This is a genomic window from Candidatus Babeliales bacterium (genome assembly GCA_035944115.1).
Taxonomy (GTDB): domain Bacteria; phylum Babelota; class Babeliae; order Babelales; family Vermiphilaceae; genus DASZBJ01.
The window spans coordinates 1-18,982 of record DASZBJ010000034.1; the positions used below are offsets into that span (position 1 = coordinate 1).

The 18,982-nt window shown below is 40.0% G+C and carries 19 protein-coding genes; 11 read left to right on the plus strand and 8 right to left on the minus strand.

Features of this window, described 5'->3' with window-relative positions; genetic code table 11:
• Positions 1 to 1,395: WD40 repeat domain-containing protein (locus tag VGT41_03755; GenBank protein HEV2601388.1), on the plus strand; the 1,395-nt coding region annotated here is incomplete at its 5' end.
• A gap of 106 nt (positions 1,396 to 1,501) precedes the next feature.
• Here VGT41_03755 and VGT41_03760 read toward each other — a convergent pair.
• Both VGT41_03760 and VGT41_03765 read right to left on the minus strand, forming a co-directional pair.
• The gene (locus tag VGT41_03760) at positions 1,502 to 2,359 is read right to left on the minus strand and encodes a hypothetical protein (protein HEV2601389.1); all 858 of its coding nucleotides are present in this window, start codon (positions 2,357 to 2,359) and stop codon (positions 1,502 to 1,504) included.
• A 76-nt stretch (positions 2,360 to 2,435) separates the two neighbouring features.
• The gene (locus VGT41_03765; GenBank protein ID HEV2601390.1) at positions 2,436 to 3,509 is read right to left on the minus strand and encodes a peptidyl-prolyl cis-trans isomerase; all 1,074 of its coding nucleotides are present in this window, start codon (positions 3,507 to 3,509) and stop codon (positions 2,436 to 2,438) included.
• Between the two features lie 283 nt (positions 3,510 to 3,792).
• Between VGT41_03765 and VGT41_03770 the strand changes: the two genes are divergently transcribed.
• Complete coding sequence (locus VGT41_03770) at positions 3,793 to 4,560, plus strand: hypothetical protein (GenBank protein HEV2601391.1); 768 nt, start codon at positions 3,793 to 3,795, stop codon at positions 4,558 to 4,560.
• On the opposite strand, the gene VGT41_03775 is transcribed toward VGT41_03770, so the two are convergent.
• Genes VGT41_03775 through pheT form a run of 3 tightly spaced genes read right to left on the minus strand, consistent with a single transcriptional unit; the run spans position 4,561 to position 8,033 of the window.
• Entirely contained in the window at positions 4,561 to 5,238 is a 678-nt protein-coding gene (locus VGT41_03775) for a phosphoribosyltransferase family protein (GenBank protein HEV2601392.1), read from the minus strand.
• A gap of 12 nt (positions 5,239 to 5,250) precedes the next feature.
• Positions 5,251 to 5,721, minus strand: a complete 471-nt coding sequence (gene lspA / locus VGT41_03780; protein HEV2601393.1) for a signal peptidase II — start codon at positions 5,719 to 5,721, stop codon at positions 5,251 to 5,253.
• Entirely contained in the window at positions 5,718 to 8,033 is a 2,316-nt protein-coding gene (gene pheT, locus VGT41_03785; GenBank protein ID HEV2601394.1) for a phenylalanine--tRNA ligase subunit beta, read from the minus strand. Before pheT ends, lspA begins: the two co-directional genes overlap by 4 nt.
• A 648-nt stretch (positions 8,034 to 8,681) precedes the next feature.
• On the opposite strand from pheT, the gene VGT41_03790 reads away from it, so the two are divergent.
• On the plus strand, positions 8,682 to 8,957 hold the full coding sequence (locus VGT41_03790; protein HEV2601395.1) for a hypothetical protein: 276 nt from the start codon (positions 8,682 to 8,684) through the stop codon (positions 8,955 to 8,957).
• Positions 8,958 to 9,216: 259 nt separating this feature from the next.
• Here VGT41_03790 and VGT41_03795 read toward each other — a convergent pair whose 3' ends face one another.
• Entirely contained in the window at positions 9,217 to 9,918 is a 702-nt protein-coding gene (locus VGT41_03795) for a hypothetical protein (GenBank protein ID HEV2601396.1), read from the minus strand.
• A gap of 231 nt (positions 9,919 to 10,149) precedes the next feature.
• Between VGT41_03795 and VGT41_03800 the strand changes: the two genes are divergently transcribed.
• The 6 genes from VGT41_03800 to VGT41_03825 all read left to right on the plus strand — a co-directional run bounded on the left by VGT41_03800 (position 10,150) and on the right by VGT41_03825 (position 15,598).
• Entirely contained in the window at positions 10,150 to 11,196 is a 1,047-nt protein-coding gene (locus tag VGT41_03800; GenBank protein ID HEV2601397.1) for an endonuclease/exonuclease/phosphatase family protein, read from the plus strand.
• Between the two features lie 188 nt (positions 11,197 to 11,384).
• Positions 11,385 to 12,146, plus strand: a complete 762-nt coding sequence (locus VGT41_03805) for an ABC transporter ATP-binding protein (protein HEV2601398.1) — start codon at positions 11,385 to 11,387, stop codon at positions 12,144 to 12,146.
• Entirely contained in the window at positions 12,143 to 12,934 is a 792-nt protein-coding gene (locus VGT41_03810) for an ABC transporter permease (protein HEV2601399.1), read from the plus strand. Before VGT41_03805 ends, VGT41_03810 begins: the two co-directional genes overlap by 4 nt.
• A gap of 9 nt (positions 12,935 to 12,943) precedes the next feature.
• Complete coding sequence (locus VGT41_03815) at positions 12,944 to 13,732, plus strand: ABC transporter permease (protein ID HEV2601400.1); 789 nt, start codon at positions 12,944 to 12,946, stop codon at positions 13,730 to 13,732.
• A 103-nt stretch (positions 13,733 to 13,835) separates the two neighbouring features.
• Complete coding sequence (locus tag VGT41_03820) at positions 13,836 to 15,431, plus strand: AAA family ATPase (protein ID HEV2601401.1); 1,596 nt, start codon at positions 13,836 to 13,838, stop codon at positions 15,429 to 15,431.
• A gap of 32 nt (positions 15,432 to 15,463) precedes the next feature.
• Positions 15,464 to 15,598 (plus strand): hypothetical protein, encoded by a 135-nt coding sequence (locus VGT41_03825; GenBank protein HEV2601402.1) that lies wholly within the window; start codon positions 15,464 to 15,466, stop codon positions 15,596 to 15,598.
• 63 nt (positions 15,599 to 15,661) lie between these two features.
• Here the strand turns inward: VGT41_03825 and VGT41_03830 are convergent, their stop codons facing one another.
• The gene (locus VGT41_03830) at positions 15,662 to 16,306 is read right to left on the minus strand and encodes an FKBP-type peptidyl-prolyl cis-trans isomerase (GenBank protein ID HEV2601403.1); all 645 of its coding nucleotides are present in this window, start codon (positions 16,304 to 16,306) and stop codon (positions 15,662 to 15,664) included.
• 77 nt (positions 16,307 to 16,383) lie between these two features.
• The gene (locus tag VGT41_03835; GenBank protein HEV2601404.1) at positions 16,384 to 16,830 is read right to left on the minus strand and encodes a peroxiredoxin; all 447 of its coding nucleotides are present in this window, start codon (positions 16,828 to 16,830) and stop codon (positions 16,384 to 16,386) included.
• Between the two features lie 307 nt (positions 16,831 to 17,137).
• Here VGT41_03835 and VGT41_03840 point away from each other — a divergent pair, with 307 nt between their 5' ends.
• Together VGT41_03840 and murB are read left to right on the plus strand one after the other, a co-directional pair.
• The gene (locus VGT41_03840; GenBank protein HEV2601405.1) at positions 17,138 to 18,070 is read left to right on the plus strand and encodes a rhodanese-related sulfurtransferase; all 933 of its coding nucleotides are present in this window, start codon (positions 17,138 to 17,140) and stop codon (positions 18,068 to 18,070) included.
• Entirely contained in the window at positions 18,042 to 18,977 is a 936-nt protein-coding gene (murB, locus tag VGT41_03845; protein ID HEV2601406.1) for a UDP-N-acetylmuramate dehydrogenase, read from the plus strand. The genes VGT41_03840 and murB overlap by 29 nt, the downstream gene beginning before the upstream one ends.
• The last annotated feature ends 5 nt before the right edge of the window (positions 18,978 to 18,982 follow it).

An 18,982-nucleotide genomic window follows, 5' to 3' on the forward strand; every position in this document is an offset into this window, starting at 1 on the left:
CGAGGCGGCCGCCTCATAGAATATAGTGATGCAGAACTGCAAAAACTATTAGAACCGGATTTCCCACTCGAATTAACGCATATAATAGACCGCATGGCACAAAAAACATTTACTGATCCACATGCAACTATCATCTCGCAAACGTTAAGAGGTCATACAGCGCCCATAACCTCAATAGCTATCAGTCCTAACAACCAATTCATCGTCACGGGATCTGACGATAAGACTGCACGAATTTGGGACGCTACTACAGGAACACTACTGTATACCCTTGAAGGCCATACAAACAGGCCATATTCAGTAGCTATCAGCTCTGATAATCAATTCGTCGTCACCGGATCTTGGGACAACACCGCACGCATTTGGAGTACCACCACAGGAGCACTCCTGCATATCCTTGAAGGCCATGCAGACCAAATATGGTTAGTAGCTATCAGCTCTGATAACCAATTCATCGTCACGGCATCTTTCGACAACACCGCACGTATTTGGGATGCCACCACAGGAGTACTCCTGCATATTCTTGAAGGCCATAGATCCAAAATAAATTCTGTAGCTATTAGCCCTGATAACCTATTCATCGTCACCGGATCTTGGGATTACACCGCACGCATGTGGAATGCAACTACGGGAGCACTGCTGCATACCCTGACAGGCCATACATGGATAATAACTTCAGTAGCTATCAGCCCTAACAACCGATTCATTGTCACTGGATCTCCCGACAACACTGCACGCATTTGGGATGCTGCTGATGGAAAAGTACGGCACATACTCTCCGGTCACGAAGACACAATAAATTCAGTAGCTATCAGCCCTGATAACCAATTCATCGTCACCGGATCTTGGGATCACACCGCACGCATTTGGAATGCAACTACGGGAGCACTGCTGCATATCCTTGAAGGTCATACAAACAAAATATGGTCAGTAGCTATCAGCTCTGATAACCAATTCATCGTCACGGCATCTTTCGACAACACCGCACGTATTTGGGATGCCACCACAGGAGTACTCCTGCATATTCTTGAAGGCCATACAGCCATAACTTCAGTAGCTATCAGCCCTGACAACCGATTCATCGTCACCGGATCTTATGATCGCACCGCACGCATTTGGCGCATAAAAGAAGACTTATTAACTACTGCCGAGCTCATCAAAAATGCTGCAATACTTCGTGATCGTGCAAAAAAAATTCCGTACTTTCCGCCAATACAAATGCAAAAAATAAACAAGGGGATTTATCTGCTGAAAGCAGCGGGTGCCGACACTAATCTCGGAAGGACCAAAGCTATTTACCAACGTATTGAGGATGCCTTTAAGCAAGGAAGGACAGAGGCTGCAGGAGAAGCAATGATTGCATCAGCTGCCGATATTGGATTTTTTGGCATGTAATTTTCATTTTAGAATACTAAAAGGCGCCTATATACAAACTATATAAGCGCCTTGTGTCTCAGCAAACATTAGAAGATGCTACTCACGATTATTATCACTACCGATTTCACAAATACACAATAGAGGCAGTATTGAGCAGTTCTGTATAATACGCTTCCATCAGCTGATCGTATCGAGCTCTGCGTAAATCATTTGCAATCTCTCGCTCACGCTCTTGCAACGGTACAACACGCTCATCATGTTTTTCTTGTAATCTGAACAGCTCAAATCCATCGGATAATTCTTGCGGAGCAGAAATTTCACCTACTTGTAACTCAGTAATAAAAAATTTATCTTCTGCAAGCTCCTCCTTTTTAATCCAAAATGGCTCCAACCACACTAAATCGGATACCCCTTTTTCTGTCATTAACTGGTCATACAGTTCTTCTTTGGAAAGCTCTGCACTCACCTTGACCACCGCACGCTGAACATAATATTCAGTAGGCTCTTGAATCGGATTCTTATCAAAATAATTCTGAATTTCTTGCTCAGTAACAACCACCAGTGTACGAACTTTGACGTCCAATAAGTTACTAATGGCGGTCATTTGCGCAAACTGCTCACGCGCTTCTTCATAGGTATATCCAGTTGCTGCTAGTGCCTGTTTAAGCCCTTCATGGGTCAAATTATTTATGCGCTGTACCTCTTTTAATCTCTTATCTACCATTTCTTCATCTGGAATCATCTTATATTTTTTTGCTTCTTGTCCCATTCTTTTTTCAAGCACAAGATTCTTTTGCGAGCGCATGGATCCATCGATTCCTGGACGATCAATCTCTGATTGCATAATAATATCAGTATCATTTTCCGCATACAGCGTTACTGATATCGTATCGATTAACTGCCCATACTGTACATCCTGCAAGCACGAAGCAGAACCAAAAAAGATAATCAAACTCATCGTTAAAAAATACAATTTTTTCATATAATCCCCTGTTGTGGTATACACAAAAGGGGAACCTAACAGTTCCCCTTTACACTATCTTATATAACGTACCATATTATGCAGCTTTAGGTGCAGCTACGTCAACTGCTTCATCTGCATGCATATCCATCATTTCATCTGATAATTCTGTTGTTTGAGCCAATGATTGCTCGTTTTTATTCTTAAAATAAGAATCATTTACCACAACTTTATACTCTTCTTTCAAGCGTGTAATCTCTTTATCAAACACCGCCATGCGACGTTCTTTTTCGATATACTGCTTTAAGCCTGCTTGTACTTGCTCAAATTCTGCATACTTTGTTTCTTGCTTTTCAGTTGCACGTACAACCCAAACCGTTTTGTCATCCACTTTAACTACTTCAGTTGCAGGGAATTTTGTCAACGAACCAATTTTATCACGCAATGTTACATGAATACCCAAACTTTGCTCATTCACAAAATTAAAATCTTCAACTTTATCAGAAAGCTTTTGAACCTTTGCCACTTGCGCAAAATCTTTTCCTTTTGCTGCCGCTGCAAACACTTTTGCTTCTGCTTCTACCGAGAACATGATTCCTTCGGCTTTTACACCACCACGAGAAATACACAACTCAGGAATTCTCATTTTGTTATCATCATAATATTCTCGAACATCAGCATCACTTACTACTACTGGATTTGCAGCACCAAAATATTTTGTATTCAGCATACGCTTTACTGAACGCATCATATTTGCCAAATCTTTTTGATAATCTTCAGACATATCAATACCATTTTTAACAACATATGCATCAACAACCGCTTGGCTTACCATACCTTGCAAGAAGTTATAACGTGCATCTGGCATAAGCGGTAAAATTTGACCTAATTGTGGATTTTCTTCAATAAGCTGCGCGAAATCACGCTCAAGACTTTTATCCGAAATGATAGAAACACCATCTAACGATGCAAGCTCCTGCCCTTCTTTCATTAAATGATCTTGCATATCTACCATTGCCTGTGTATGCCCTGCATGCGAGCTCGCCCCTTTACCCATGCCTAATTTATCTTTAACCCAATCGAACGGAGCACAACCAGGTGCTGCAACAAGTACTAAAGATAATGCGCCAAGCAGTAGATATTTACTTGTCGATATTTTTGCATCGTTCATACATAATCCTCTTTAAATAAAAACAGTTTATAATATACCAATTTCACAATCACCTACTCATTTTATAATCAAACGTATAGTATCACAAATTATTTGATTTACAATATTGATGCAAGATCTGAAAGCGGCAACAGCGGTTAAGACTAGAAAAATTTCATATTATGCATCAATTCACCACTACATTGCGCAAAAAAAATTACATATAAGATTGATTTTCTATTATGGATTAAGTACACTCGTGCTGAATTATTTCATTTATAAAATTAATACAAAGGAATGCCTTATGAATAAGCTATTTATAATTGGATGCTTATCGACCAGCATTGTATCGTCAGCCATATTTGGCGCAGCAGAACAATCTGGGGGAGTCATGCACGTTCTAACCTCAGCAACCAATGGCGTAAAAAGCGTTGCTCACGGATTTGCGCACCTTACCACTAGCTCTTTACGACTTGGACAAACTGTTTACGGAGAAGCAATACAATCACCGAGCGTTGTAAATGCAGATCGCGCACTGACAAATCAAATAAAAAGCGGTCAATTTGCTAAACTTGCACAGCTTGGTCAAAAACGTATATATAACCAAGGTGTACAGCAAGTACTGAACCGACACCATGAACACTCGAAAAAAGCCTCAAGAAGAAAAGATCATTTAAAAGAATTCCATGAGCAGTATCCTCAGATTACATTTGATTCAGACAGCACAACATCATTAGTAAAAGCAATCAATGCTCAAGCTACATCACTAGCATCACTTGCACACATAGCTGCAACACATCCAACTCAAGCCCCAGCAGAGCTTTGCTCCATCAACATCGCCGATTTATTACAACAACTAAATGAGCTTACTCTCGCTGTGCAAAGGCTTAATAATCCTGACATCTCTCCTGCAAATGCCGTACATCTTATTCCCGCTAATGAACCTGCCTGGCAAGGGAATATATTACTTCCCGATGTTGCAGAGCTGCTGGCAATACGCTTACCTGAAAGCTCTTCAGATGATCAAAAAGAGGATTGCAACGAGAGCTCAGAAGAAAAAGAAAACCAATAATTAACACACGCGACATGCAACTACTGCCGTCAACGAAGCTGGTTTATAGCGAATGAGCTGACGTGCAACTTCTTTAAGCGTTGAGCCCGTGGTCAGTAAATCATCAACAATTAAAATATGCTTGCCTTCAATTGAAGATTGATATGCAGGATGCACCTCAAATGCATCCTGCACGTTTTTTAATCGGTGTTCTGCTGGCAGCGATGATTGAAACACCGTACGTCGTTGACGGCTCACGCAATGCACCACCGGCTTACCTGTTTTTTGACTAATCACTTTTGCTATTTCATCAGCTTGATTATATCCACGGCGCGCAAAGCGGGTCCAATGAAGGGGAATGGGAATAATACAATCAAACTGCATATGCTGCAGATATGTCTTTTGCCAAATAATTTCACCCAACTGTATTGCCGCAACAATATTACCGTGCGATTTTGAAATAATCATTGGCTTTAAAGGAAATTGATACCGCGAAACTGCGAGAATTTTAACTGAATATTTCCGAGTAATGGGTATAACCGATGATGCTACCGGCAGAATTTTATCAGAGCACGCCACACATAATGGCACTCGCTCCGATAAAAATATTCTACAGCTCGCACAAAATGGTGGCGCTAAGATATAGCCCATCGTGCGCAATAAAAAATCTGTTGTCTGAAATATCCACTGCTTGATCATTATTCCATTATCCTACTCGGTATCATCCCAATAATTAGTAAGAAAAATGATAGCAACCCCCACAACAATAAAAACATCTGCACCATTAAAAATCGGCCATGAATATCCGCCAGCCCTCACATGAACAAAATCTACGACTCCAGTGTACACAATGCGATCAAGCAAATTAGAAGCTGCCCCAGCGATAACACACACCTCTCCCCAAATGGTTCGATTATTATTGCAACGGAAATATGCATGCATAGCAACAAGCATAATAATCAATGAAATAAACAAACATAATATGGTAAAAGCTGTTGCATCATGTGATGCAAATAAACTCCAAGAAATACCACGATTGTAGGTCAAATCACACGACAAAAAGCTGTTAATCTCCCAGCCATCTGCACACTGAACGATAGCCCAATGTTTGCTAACGCGATCAAGAACTAGTAACAATAATCCAACAAGTACATAGGCAAAGAGCAACCATTTTTTTTTCATCGAATTACTGCACCGAGTTGCATGAGCGATTCAAGCACGAGTGAAACCACCCCATCAACTTCATCTTTTGTCATCGTTTTTTCAACATCTCGTACTACAAATCGGAATGTTAGTGCACGTTTATCGAGCCACTCATCTTTTTCAAATCGATCAACCAGCTGCACATCATCAACCGCTCCATGCACTGTTGTAATTCGATCTATTAACGCATCCACAGTATATGAAAGCGGCACAAACATACTGACATCACGCACTGATGCGGGATATTTTGATGGCGCAACATATCGCACAATTGGCTTTTTATAATCTTGTAAAAAGTCACCATCTAATTCAAAAATGAATGCATCACCATCGACCACTTTATTTAAAAAGAGCTGATTCGCTTTTCCCGCAATACCAATGACCACATCATCATATTTAAGCACTGCTGTTTGATACGGAGCAAACCACGGATCAAGTTCCTGCTCTGCTTTATGCCATGTTATCGGCAATGATATGGTGGAAAAAAACTGTTCTAATAACTTTTTTGTTTCATAAAAATCAACCGTATTTTTTTTATCAAAAAAAATCCCTGCCAATGATTTACGCTCCATTGCATCTGTTCCACTTTTTTGCCACGTACGTGCCCATTCAAAAAAACGTAACTGATCATACTCTGCCGCATTATCATCAACCGCTTTGCATACATTCGGTATCAATGATGTCACTAATTGCCGCCAATTTTCAGAAACCGGATTTAAAACGGTCAGACTATGATCTGGCTGCCATGCAAGTCTTCGTAAAAAATCTTCATCATAAAATGAATAGCTTTCAAGCTCATGCATCTGTAACCCATTAATCATCTCTGCTTTTATCGCACGGCGCTGGTATACTGCATGCACATCACATGGCGCAGATCGCCGTAATGGCAACTCAGCAATAATATTGGTATATCCATAAAACCGTCCTACTTCCTCTACAATATCTTCTTTAATAGTCACATCTTTTGTGCTGCGGAATGATGGTACTGCAATATGATATTTTTTATCAGTGCATGCCACTTGAAATTCTAAACGAGAAAGTATTTCGATAACTTTTTCCTGAGATATTTCGATACCAAGCCGACTTTGCAAAAATGCATGCTCTATCTCAATAACTTTTTCTGGCATCACTATTCCACATGAAACAATCCGAGAGGAGGCGGCATAAGGAATCTGCGCATTTTTTAACAATGCAACAAATCGCATAATCGCTTGTGATGTTTGATTTGGATCTAATGTTTTTTCAAATCGCATTGACGCATCAGTGCGTATTTTATGTCGAGCAGCAGAACGTCTGATCGTGCTCGCATTAAAACAGGCCGATTCTAAAAATAATGCCGTTGTCTGGTCGGAAATAGCTGTTGCCGCGCCACCCTTTATACCTGCAAGAGCGAGTGGATCTTTGCCGTCAGAAATCACGATGTCTTCACCAGTCAAAATAATATCTTGCCCGTCGAGTAGCTGTAATTTTTCTTGCTTGTGGGCCATGCGTGGGGTAATAGTTTTGGCCACAATCTTATCTGCATCAAATGCATGCATAGGCTGACCGAGATCCAACATCACATAATTAGTAAAGTCCACAATGGCATCAATTGCCTTTATATCAAGGAGAGCAAACCGTACCGCCATCGCCAACAAAGAATGTTGATACGTAATGTTTGAAACATATAACCCTGCAAAACGTGAACATCCTTGCGCCTCTAAGGTTATAGAAAAAGGGCTATCTGATGATACTGGTGCATGGTTAGCATGATGCGCAATTTCGATAGGAGCTAAAAAGTCAGAAATTGGTTTGAGTGGCAAGCAAAACATAGCTGCAATCTCACGCGCAACACCACGATGCCCCCACATATCAGGGCGATTGGTGATCGACTTATTATCAATATCTAAAATATAATCAGAAGTCTGTACTAATTTTTTCCATCCACCTGCATGCAGCGATGCATCACAATGTATTGCAGGAAGCAAATCGATACGCGTTCCCCCAAAATGATCCATGCCTGCCCAATCCGCATGTACAATGTTTTTAATGAAATACCAGTGGCCCACTGCTACTTTTTTCCGCTCTGGTAAGGTATAGGTCTGATTCCATTCTGGACTATGCACTGTTACCACATCAGCGTCCACTGCTATAACCTGTGCCAGAGAGACCGTTTCTAAATCAAATGATACCGCACGAAATCCCTCTATTTCAGCCGTTGTTTCGTTAAATTTTTTTACTAACTGATCAATATCAATTGTTGTAACGTCAGCATCAATATGATCAAAAATCCACGCAATGGAGAGTTTCATAGCCTACCTTGTTATAAAGAATCGATAAAACGACATATCTTATAACTGTAAAAGAAAACCTAATAATCTGCAATGTGTACTGATGGTTTGTGTAATGTACATTCATGAATCGATATTGCTGTTGATAGACTCATTCATAGAGCGATCTTGCAATGAAAGCGAATGGTATGTCCCCACCGTTATTATGATCAAAGCGTAATAATCCAGAATCTGTGCGCTCAGATTGAGCGCGACATAATAGTTATCAGAGCCGCTATCTTAATAACAACAAAGTCGCGTCCATTTGGGACGCATTTATTACTGGATGGCTACGCTTCGCTCACCATGACGATTAGCGAATGCCAATAGCGTTAATAATATTTATCTATCCCTCAATACCCCCTGCTAGACCCCATAATGGTGTCACCAATCTTTACTGTCATCTGATCCAGAATATAATGCATGGCTTTGTTACATACGACAGAGCATAAGATATGTCCCGCAGTCGTTGCGAGCTTGCGTGGCAATCCAGAAAATTGCGCGCCCGTAAGGGCTCAACAAAACATTTCTTGGCTTAAAGGATTTTTGATCATCTTTTGATATTTTTATTAAAAAAAGTACCCTTGAATCGCATAAATCACATAATTTCACCACAACCAAAAGGATAAAATGAAAAATCTGATGTTGTTCCTTTTTATAGGAACAATCACGATAAATACGCAAACATCGTGCGCAAATCTACCTAGACGATGCGATCAAGTCGCTGCAACGGCAGCCGGTGGCGTTGTCGGACTTGCCCTCGTAATGGTAAATGGCCTTATAGCAGGACTTAACCCTCACCAAGTGGCGCACGCATGTGTACTCAGTGCTGGCCTGACTGGTGCCGTAGTGGTACCAACCTTAATCTTAAGACGCCTTTGCAAACGAGCAGTCGCGCCCCATTAAACTTCGAATCGGGGCAGGTCTTGGAACACTGAATGGTCTGCTGGGATTTTATCCTGGTGGCGAATCACAAGCAGCAGATTTCATGGTAAATAGTACTATGGCTGGTTTTGTCCTTGGTGCTGGCCTGACTGGTGCTGCCGTAGTGGTATCGACCACAGTATTAAGACGCCTCTGTAAACGAGCAATTGCCACATCATAATTGCAAAGCTATTGAAAAAGGCCGGTAATTCCCGGCCTCATCATTCAACATAAACGTGTATTACTGTTTCTCTACAGCTCGATATCGCTCCATTGCGTACACATGATTAACTAGATTTTTACTCGGCAACAACGTACTGATCTCTGCCACCCTTTCGTTTACCGTATCAATCACAAAATTAATAGAACGTACCGATGTTGATGCAACATCCAAAACGTCCTGCAGAGTGTCATCTACGAGCTCTTTAATGCGTTGCGGTGCCACCCGATATGCCACAAGCTCACGCCGTATATATCCATCAAAAAATTCTCGCAATTCATATATTAATTTTTTTGCTGCTTGCACCCGTTTTGATTCTTTTTCGTCCTTTTCTTTCGCTATCTTACGTTGCGCTGCTTCTTTTTTTTCCTTCTCTTTTTGCACCTGGACGTGCTGTCTTTTTTTTGTGCGTCGACCTTGCAGCTCTTCTTTTAGCTCTTCTCTTTCATCATCTTCTTCTAACTTTTTCGCTTGCAATACCTCATGTTGCCATTCTTCCTGTTGCTGAAAACGGCGTAATGCCTCTTCTTGCCTCTGTTTTAATTCTTCCAACTCCCGTTCTTTTTTTCGCAACGTTTTAATTTCTTCATGCAATTCTTGCTGTTTCCTTTGCAAACCCTTTTTAAATTGCGCAAGCTCTTTCGGCGGTTGTTCATAGACTAGTCCATTTGCAGCTAATCCATGTACCATAAGAAGAATACCGAGCATCACATACCGCATCATTATCAACTCCTTTTTTATAAACTCTAAATTATTGTACTTTCACCACACAATATCCAATTACACAGACAATAATCAACCAATGGCATAAACAACTTAAACTCTTCATCACTGCCTGCTTCTCGCAGCTCGCAGGCAGTGATGAAGAGCAATTGCAACTGTTGACAAACTGAAACAAAAATTGATACACTTATATGGTACAAAGATAAGCCTCACAATCATACGAATCTTATTATGAAACTTTTAAAACAAAGCTTTTTCACTATTTTCTTAATCACCACATCGCTCGCAAACGCCATCGATGAACAAGAATACAAACCTGCCAGCATCTGGACAACCTACGCACAAACAGGCAGCTTACCTAAAAAAGAAATTATCCCTTCTTTCTTAAAAGATTGCCAAAAAGCGCGAGACGCTGGTGAAAATGATAAAATACCAGCACATGACAAAACTATCGCTCGTATAGCAGTTTACAACGTACATTTTTGGACAAGCCCTGAAAGAAAACCTGCCTATGCAGGTATTATGAATACTATTAAAAATATACAAGCAGATGTTATAGCCCTTCAAGAAGTTTTATTATTTGATCCAGAAAAAATAAATAATGATTTTGCTCATTTAGGGTATCGATATAGAACATTTATGCCGATGAACCGCTGGAAAGGACATCTTTTTGGCAATATGATTGTTTCAAAATATCCCTTTGATACAAAGCCATACAAAAAAACATATGATGCTGATCAATATAGTAAACGAGAAAAACGCAACTTCATTCACACAATTATCACATTACCAGACACCAACAAAATCTCACTATGCGGAACACATTTGGACGTCTGGGATGAAACAGAACAAAAACGCTTAGCAGAAGTCAAAGAACTTATTGCACATGCGTGTGCTGATACATATCCAAATAAAGTATTACTTGCGGACTGGAATGCAGTACGCAAACAAGATTATCAATACAATGTTGCACAAAAACAGGTATGGAAGTTGTTAACGAAAAATTTTCAAGAAAGAACGGGCCTTACCCAAGTCCCTACACAAACCCTTGATTATATCGAAAGCGCTGGATTTACTGACAGCTTTGCAAAAAAAGGCATACCTAGTCCTCGTTATACCGTCTGGAGCGGCACACGAGTAGATCTCATCTATTTAGCACAGACATGGAAACTGCCGATCCGCGGCTGCTACGTCTATTATGGCACAAATCCAGAAGAAGAAAGTGATCATATGCCGATTATTATGGATGTGCTATTACAACCGAAAGCAAAATTATAAACACCACGACCTTAACACTTGCCATACCAAACTCATCAAGAACAAGAAATGTCCGATCGTTGCAATACCCAGTGATTGGTCTGAATAGGCCCTCAAGTAACGATCAACAAGCACAACCTCTTTGCAGAAAAATAAGAATTTCATTACACTATATGTGTTCATAATCACGTCCTATTACAGGAGCACATGTGTCTAAGCCTATTCTTACTATTACCAATCTTTGCAAAGAGTACCGCAGCGATAAGGGAACCTCTGTACACGCACTCAACGATATTTCACTGACTATTAATGAAGGTGAAATTTTTGGATTACTCGGTGTTAACGGCGCAGGTAAAACTACGCTGTCTTCTATTTTAGCAACACTACACCCTGCCACATCGGGTACCATTCTTTTTAAAGGCGAATCGATTTATACAAATTTGATTGCATACCGACGATCGCTCGGATTTTGCCCACAAAAACAGAATCTTGACCCCGAGCTTTCCGTGGAAGAAAACTTAATCTTTGCTGGCCGTTATCTGCTCATGCCTGAAGAAACAATACAGCATCGTGTTAACAATCTTATGGAGCAACTGGAACTCACTCGCTATGCCAAGTTTAATGTTAACGCTCTTTCTGGCGGCAATAAACAACGGATACTCATTGGCCGAGCATTAATGCATTCCCCATCAATAATCATCCTTGATGAACCAACTGTTGGTCTTGATCCTGACATCCGCAGAACTTTGTGGAAACTCATACGATCACTTAAAGATGCTGGTATCACTACTATTTTGACTACTCACTATCTTGATGAGGCAGAAGTACTTTCCGATCGTATTTGCATACTCCACAAAGGAAAGATTCGACTCATTGAGTCAGTAGCCACTTTAAAAGAGCAACACCAACTCAATAATTTAGAAGAAATATTTATTAAGCTCACTAAAGAATATGAAAAAGAAGCAGTATGAATATAACCGTATCCGATAGCATACGCGTTTTCTATGCGTTGCTATCCCGCGACCTGTATGTGCTGTCAAAGCACCTATACAATTTTGTTATTGATGGATGCATAGGAACAGTAACAAAAGCACTCATTTTTTGTTATTTCTTCCCGCTCATGGGCGCCTCTCCTGATCTTATAGGTGCATTATACATTGGCAGTCTTTTGGGAACCGTTGTTTCCACCACGTATGGACAGTCGCTCCGCATTGTTTTTGACTTTAAATTTAATCGCATCATTGATTATCAACTTACGTTACCAATAAAAACTCATTTTTTATGGATGCTCCACGCACTCACCACATCTATTAATGCTGCATGCATTATCACTCCATCGCTTGCAGGAGCAACGCTCTTTCTGCACCTAAAATTTGGTATCGTTAAGATGCAGGTCATTCCGTTCATCTTAGTCTACATACTTTCATTCTTATTTTTGGGAACATTGCTGACAACCTTTGCGTATACACTCCGCTACGAATGGCTTATGACCAATTTGTGGCCGCGCAGATTATCTCCGTTAATGTATTTTAGCAGTATGTTATTCCCGTGGAAATCTATCTATGCTTTTTGGCCTTCGTTTGGCGTGCTATGCTTATGCAATCCAATGACCTATGTTGCGGAAGGATTACGATCAACATTATTTGGTCCAGAGCATGGCATTTCATATACCATATGCATTCCAATGCTCATAGTATCGGTTGTACTTACCGGGATGTTCCTGGTTATTGGCACTAAAAAAAAATTAAATCCTGTATAAGGTATATCTATGAATCAATCGCTTGCAGTTTTCTGGCAGTTTTTAAGACGAGACTTTTATACCTGCCGCCCACAACTCATCAATGAATTTATAAATTGTACGATTATCTTTCCCTTGTTATATATTTTGATATTTGGTTATCTGCAGGGATCACTCGTATTTAGCGCTGACAGCGGAGAAAAATCAACCATACTTATTTTAGGTAGCGTACTTCTGATCTTGGTTATCCTCAGCTCAAGACAAGCAATTCCCGTACTGTTTGACATGGAAGGCAATAGATTCATTGCATACCAGATGTCTGTGCTGAAACCGCCATTGGTTATCATAGAATACATACTATTTTCCACGCTACGGAATTTCATTCTCATCACTCCGTTTGTTCCCATAGCAAAACTCACGCTCGGCCATCTATTTCAGACCCAAAACGCTTCCTATGTTCAACTGTTTATACTCTTGCTGCTTGCATCTCTACTGACGAGCGCGTATCATTTTTTCGTTGTCTGCTTGGTAAATAATTCACGCTTAATTGGACGAATATGGGCTCGATATAACGATCCTTTATTCATGTTTGGAGGATTATGGGCTCCGTGGTATGTGATGAATAGTTTTTCACCTATGCTCGGATACATTACCTACGCAAACCCATTTCTTTACATCACCGAAGGACTGCGATACGCGGTACTGCAAAAGAGCGAATTCTTTCATTTCTCTACCTGCGTCATTGCACTTTTATTCTTTTCGTGCGCTTTTACCTATGGCTGCACACGACTTCTGAAAAAGCATCTGGATCATATTTAACTGGCACCTGGAGCACTTTTGACATACATAGTAAAAGCATGACCATTTGATAGACTGATTTGAGAAATAGTAAAATCGAGCATATAAGCAAGGGTCATTTGTTATGACAAATCAACCAAAAAGAATGGGTATTCATTACAGTATATTTGAGAATTTTGTTAAAGAAAATCGCATATACGTTGATAAAACCAAACATATTTATAATCTCATAACAGCGCCTGAATATAATCATTTTTACTTTGTATCTCGCCCCCGCCGCTTTGGAAAATCCCTTTTTATTTCTACGCTCAAGGCAATTTTTTTGGGTAAAAAAGAACTATTTAATGAATATTGGATTGGCAAAAACGGTAATTATGAGTGGCAGACCCATCCAATTATACACCTAGATTTTGGTGGGATTGTTCATAAATTACCTGAACAATTTGAGCAAAATTTTTGTTTGGCACTGCGAAGTATTGCAAAACAGTATGGTGCTGACGAGCTAGAAGGTACTAATCCAGGCAGGTTGCTCCAAGATCTTGTTCAGAAAATCGCAATACATGGAAAAATAGTATTACTCATCGATGAATATGATAAGCCTATAGTTGATCATATTGACAATCTTCAAATCGCCGAAGAAAACAGAAAGATACTTGGCAGTTTTTATACCACAGTAAAATCTTTAGAGGCCGATTGGCGTGCTATTTTTATAACCGGAGTCAGCAAATTTTCTAAAACTTCGCTATTTTCTGGCCTTAATAACCTCACCGAGCTTTCTTTAGATCCTATAGCAGCAGAACTATTTGGGTACACAGAGCAAGAACTAATTACCTATTATTCACCACAAATAGACGCCCTTGCACACCATATTGGCAAGACGCGAGAGGTGGTTCTTACTGATCTGAAAAATTGGTACGATGGATACCGATTTTGTGATGATTTTACAAAACCACAAATGTACAACCCCCTTTCTGTTACCACCTGCCTCGCCAATAAAAAATTTGCTAATTATTGGTTTAATACTGGGTCGCCCGGCTTTCTGATAGCATTATTACGAAAAAAAGGTATTAGCCTTGAGCTAAACGAACCCATCGAAATGCCTATGAGCGGCTTAGAATCAATTGACATCAATAATATTCCATTATATACCCTGCTGTTACAAACAGGTTACCTAACCATAGTTGATTACGATCCCTCAGTAGAGGCCTTTACATTAAATTATCCTAACCAAGAAGTACGAAAATCTTTTAAAGATTATCTGGTACAAGCATTTGCATATACCACACCCGACGTGCTGCAAATGGAACTTGTACGGATGCGTAGAGCTTTGCTCGAACAAAACTTTGAAACATTTTGCCGCGCAATCAAAATTCTTTTTGCTGGAATCCCTTATAATCTACACATTCCACGAGAAAGTTATTATCATTCGCTCATTCACCTCATGTTTGACTTACTTGGCATGAAACCACAATCGGAAGTCGCTTCCAGCAGCGGTCGATCAGATCTTGTACTAGAAACAGCCAATACCATTTTCATTTTTGAATTTAAATATGATGGCTCAGCACAGCAAGCGCTTGATCAAATTATTCAAAAAAAATATTACGAAAAATACATGCACAGCAACAAAGCAATTACCTTGGTTGGTATTAACATGAACTTTAAAGATAAAAACGTAGAATTTGAATGGGTGCAACAAAACGTACAAAAGATTAAAAACTAATTAAATAAAATTGCAGAACATGAAATCAAATCATGATCAAGACTGGCCCAAAGAACTTATTTTTAGAAGCTTTAGAAAAAAGAGAAGACATTGAACTCTCTTCCTTAGCAGAATATCGTGATAAAAATGATGATACTACAATAGGGCATGAAGATGCATGGAAATAGTCACCAACAAAAAAGAGGATGCAATGCATCCTCTTTTAATTTTCTACAACTACCAAGTATCAATTACTCAGCAACATCCAACAACGTAACATCAAAGATTAACGTTGAGCCTGCAGGGATTGAACCCATGTTGCGATTACCATATCCCAAGTTTGCTGGAATAATCAATCGACGCTCTTCGCCAACTTTCATGCCCATAACCCCTTCATCCCATCCTGCAATCACTTGGTGTGCACCAATCACAAATTGAAATGGCATTCCACGATCAACAGAGCTATCAAATTTCGCGCCTTTTTCACCATTTTTATCAAGCCATCCGGTATAATGTACCGTTACAACTTTTCTGCTTTTTGGTGACTTTGCATCAGCTGGTGCTGGCTTTAAGATGATATATTGCAATCCCGATGGAGTTGTTACCACTCCAGAATTATTTTCTGCCATTTCTTTTCCCTGTAGCATTGTTTGATTTTCTTGTATTACTGCTGGTCTAACATCTAGAGGCTCTTGCACTACCGGAGCTAATTCCGCCGAAACGGCTACATGTTCATCCGCATGATCATGCGTAGGCGCAGAAACTTCTTTAACTTCTTTTTGCCCACATGATGACGCAGGACAACAGTTTTTTTGACAGCTATCACATCCGCTAAAGCCACTAATAAACAACGCTACGCATGCCAATGTAAGCGCGCCTATTATATTTTTTTTCATAAAATATCCCTTTCTTAAAAAAAACAACTATTAAAATATGTGCTACAGGGTAGCATAGATTGTTAATTTCACAAATTTCAGATTACTTGAAACGCCTTAATAATCTCTTGCGCATGAGCATTAACATCAACATCCTTAAGGATCTTAATAATAACACCCTGTTTATTTATCAAAAAGGTAACGCGATCAGGGAAAAACCATCCTGAAACACCATACAGTTTAGAGACTGTTTTATCGCTATCGCTCAGCAACGGAAAATTTAATGATTTTTTCTCTTTAAATTTTTTAAGATCTTCTGGACTATCATAACTCATACACCACACCTCTACACCCGCCGCTTGCAGATCAGCAAAGCCATCTCTAATACTGCATACTTCAGTATTACAATGCGGCGTTCCCGGTTTAGGCACCCACATCAACGCAATATTTTTACCGAGCTCGTGGGATAATATCCGTTCTTTGCCAGCATCATCTAATAACGTAAAATCTGGTGCCGCAAAACCTACTGCAACTTTATGCTCCATAACAACTCCTTTTTTTGACTGTTTACTTTTACAACAACACGCGGAGGCCATTCCCAACACAACAACCATAAACACTATACAGAAACATTGTACCTTCATACCTCACCCTGTTTTTAAAGATTAATAAATTACCATAACCGTACACTAAAAATAGGAGAGTTCAATAATCCACACCTTTGCTGATCAATTACCACCCCTGATACTACACAGCGCTGCAACACTCTCCCCCTTGTCTGTATCGACGAAAATCAAACATCTTGTTATACTGTAAAAAGCATGATCGACTTTTCATATAGGATTACTAATTATGGGCAAAATCTTATTATTTTACAAGTATGTCACCATTGAATACCCAAAACGTACCCTGAAATGGCAACAAAAGCTGTGCGCTGATTTAAAACTTACCGGACGCATTTTGCTTGGTCACGAAGGAATCAACGGTACCGTCGGTGGTAGTGATGAACATATCGCTCACTATAAAAATGCAATGCGCAAGGACCCTTTGTTTGCTGACATCGATTTTAAAGAAAGTGAAGGCGGCGCTGAATGTTTCCCGAAAATGCGTATCGCTGTCCGAGATGAAATCGTCAGCATTGGTATCCCCGCTGACCAACTCACTCCCAAGCAAGGCGGTGCCCACTTAAACCCAGATGAAGCGCATGCTTTAATCCAAAGCAACCCTGATAATTTAGTAATTCTCGATGCGCGTAATAAAGTGGAATGGCAAGTTGGTGCATTTACCAACGCAGTAAAACCTGACATTGATAATTTTAGAGACCTTCCAGCATATATCGATAGTAATTTAGAACAATTTAAAGATAAGCAAGTTTTAATGTACTGCACTGGCGGAGTTCGTTGCGAGCGCGCAAGCGCATACTTAAACACCAAAGGTGTTGCTGCGCAGGTGTATCAGATAGAGGGCGGCATACAGCGTTACACTGACGCATATCCTGATGGCTACTTCCGGGGTAAAAATTATGTGTTTGATGGGCGCGTTACCGTTAAAATTAATGATGACATTTTAGGATCATGCGCACTGTGCGATACATCATGTGATGATTTTATTAACTGCCGAAATGTTTTATGCAACAAGCATATGATCTCATGTGCGGACTGCACAATAACATTCAAAAACAGTTGTAGCGCTGCCTGCTTAGAACTTCTTGAAAACAACCAAGTTGCAACTAGACCCGAATTTGTAAAGGTTTCCCTTGAAAAGAAACATAACCCTTGCGGATAAAAATTGGTTTGCAACGGGAGGATCTGCCAATTATTTTTGCGAGCCAACCACAGCACATGAATTTCAAGACGCAATCAACTTTGCTCAAAAAAATAACCTTGAGCTTTTTATCCTTGGCCAAGGCGCTAATATTTTGGTTAGTGACGAAGGCTTTGATGGCGTTGTTATTCGTCCTGCGCTACAAAACATCACTACTGAAAGCCTGCGTGACAACTCTGTGCTAGTCACCGCTGGTGCTGGCGTCACCATACACGATCTTATTGTATTTTGCTTTGATAATAACATTCTTGGCCTTGAAGAATTTAGCGGAATTCCCGGTACTGTTGGCGGATCTGTGTATATCAACCTTCATTATTTTTCATTTTTATTGGGTAATTTTCTGGTGAGCGCACAAGTGCTTCATAAAACAACGGGGACACTCCTGACCGTCGATAATGCGTGGTTTAATTTCGGTTACGACACATCGACATTGCATAACAACGAATATTATCTTGTCACCGCTACCTTTAAATTAACGCGCGCAACAGATTTGGAAATTGCCTACGCGCGTGGCAGACATACGGAAATCATTCGCCATCGTACGTCACGGTACCCAACACGTAATACTTGCGGCAGTTTCTTTAGGAATTTTCATCCTGAAGAAGTTACCTTAGAAAGCAATGGCAAAAAAATGATTTATGTGGCGTATTACCTTGATAAAATCGGCGCTAAAGGAACTTTGAATGTTGGTAATGCTGTCGTTTCATACCAGCATGCAAATATGATCGTGCATAATGGCACTGCAACTTCGAAAGACATTATTCAACTCGCTCGTGCAATGCAAGAAAAAGTATATGATGCCTTTGGCGTGATGCCGCAACCTGAATGTCAACTTATTGGCTTTAAAGAATATCCATTACATAAGTAAGAAAT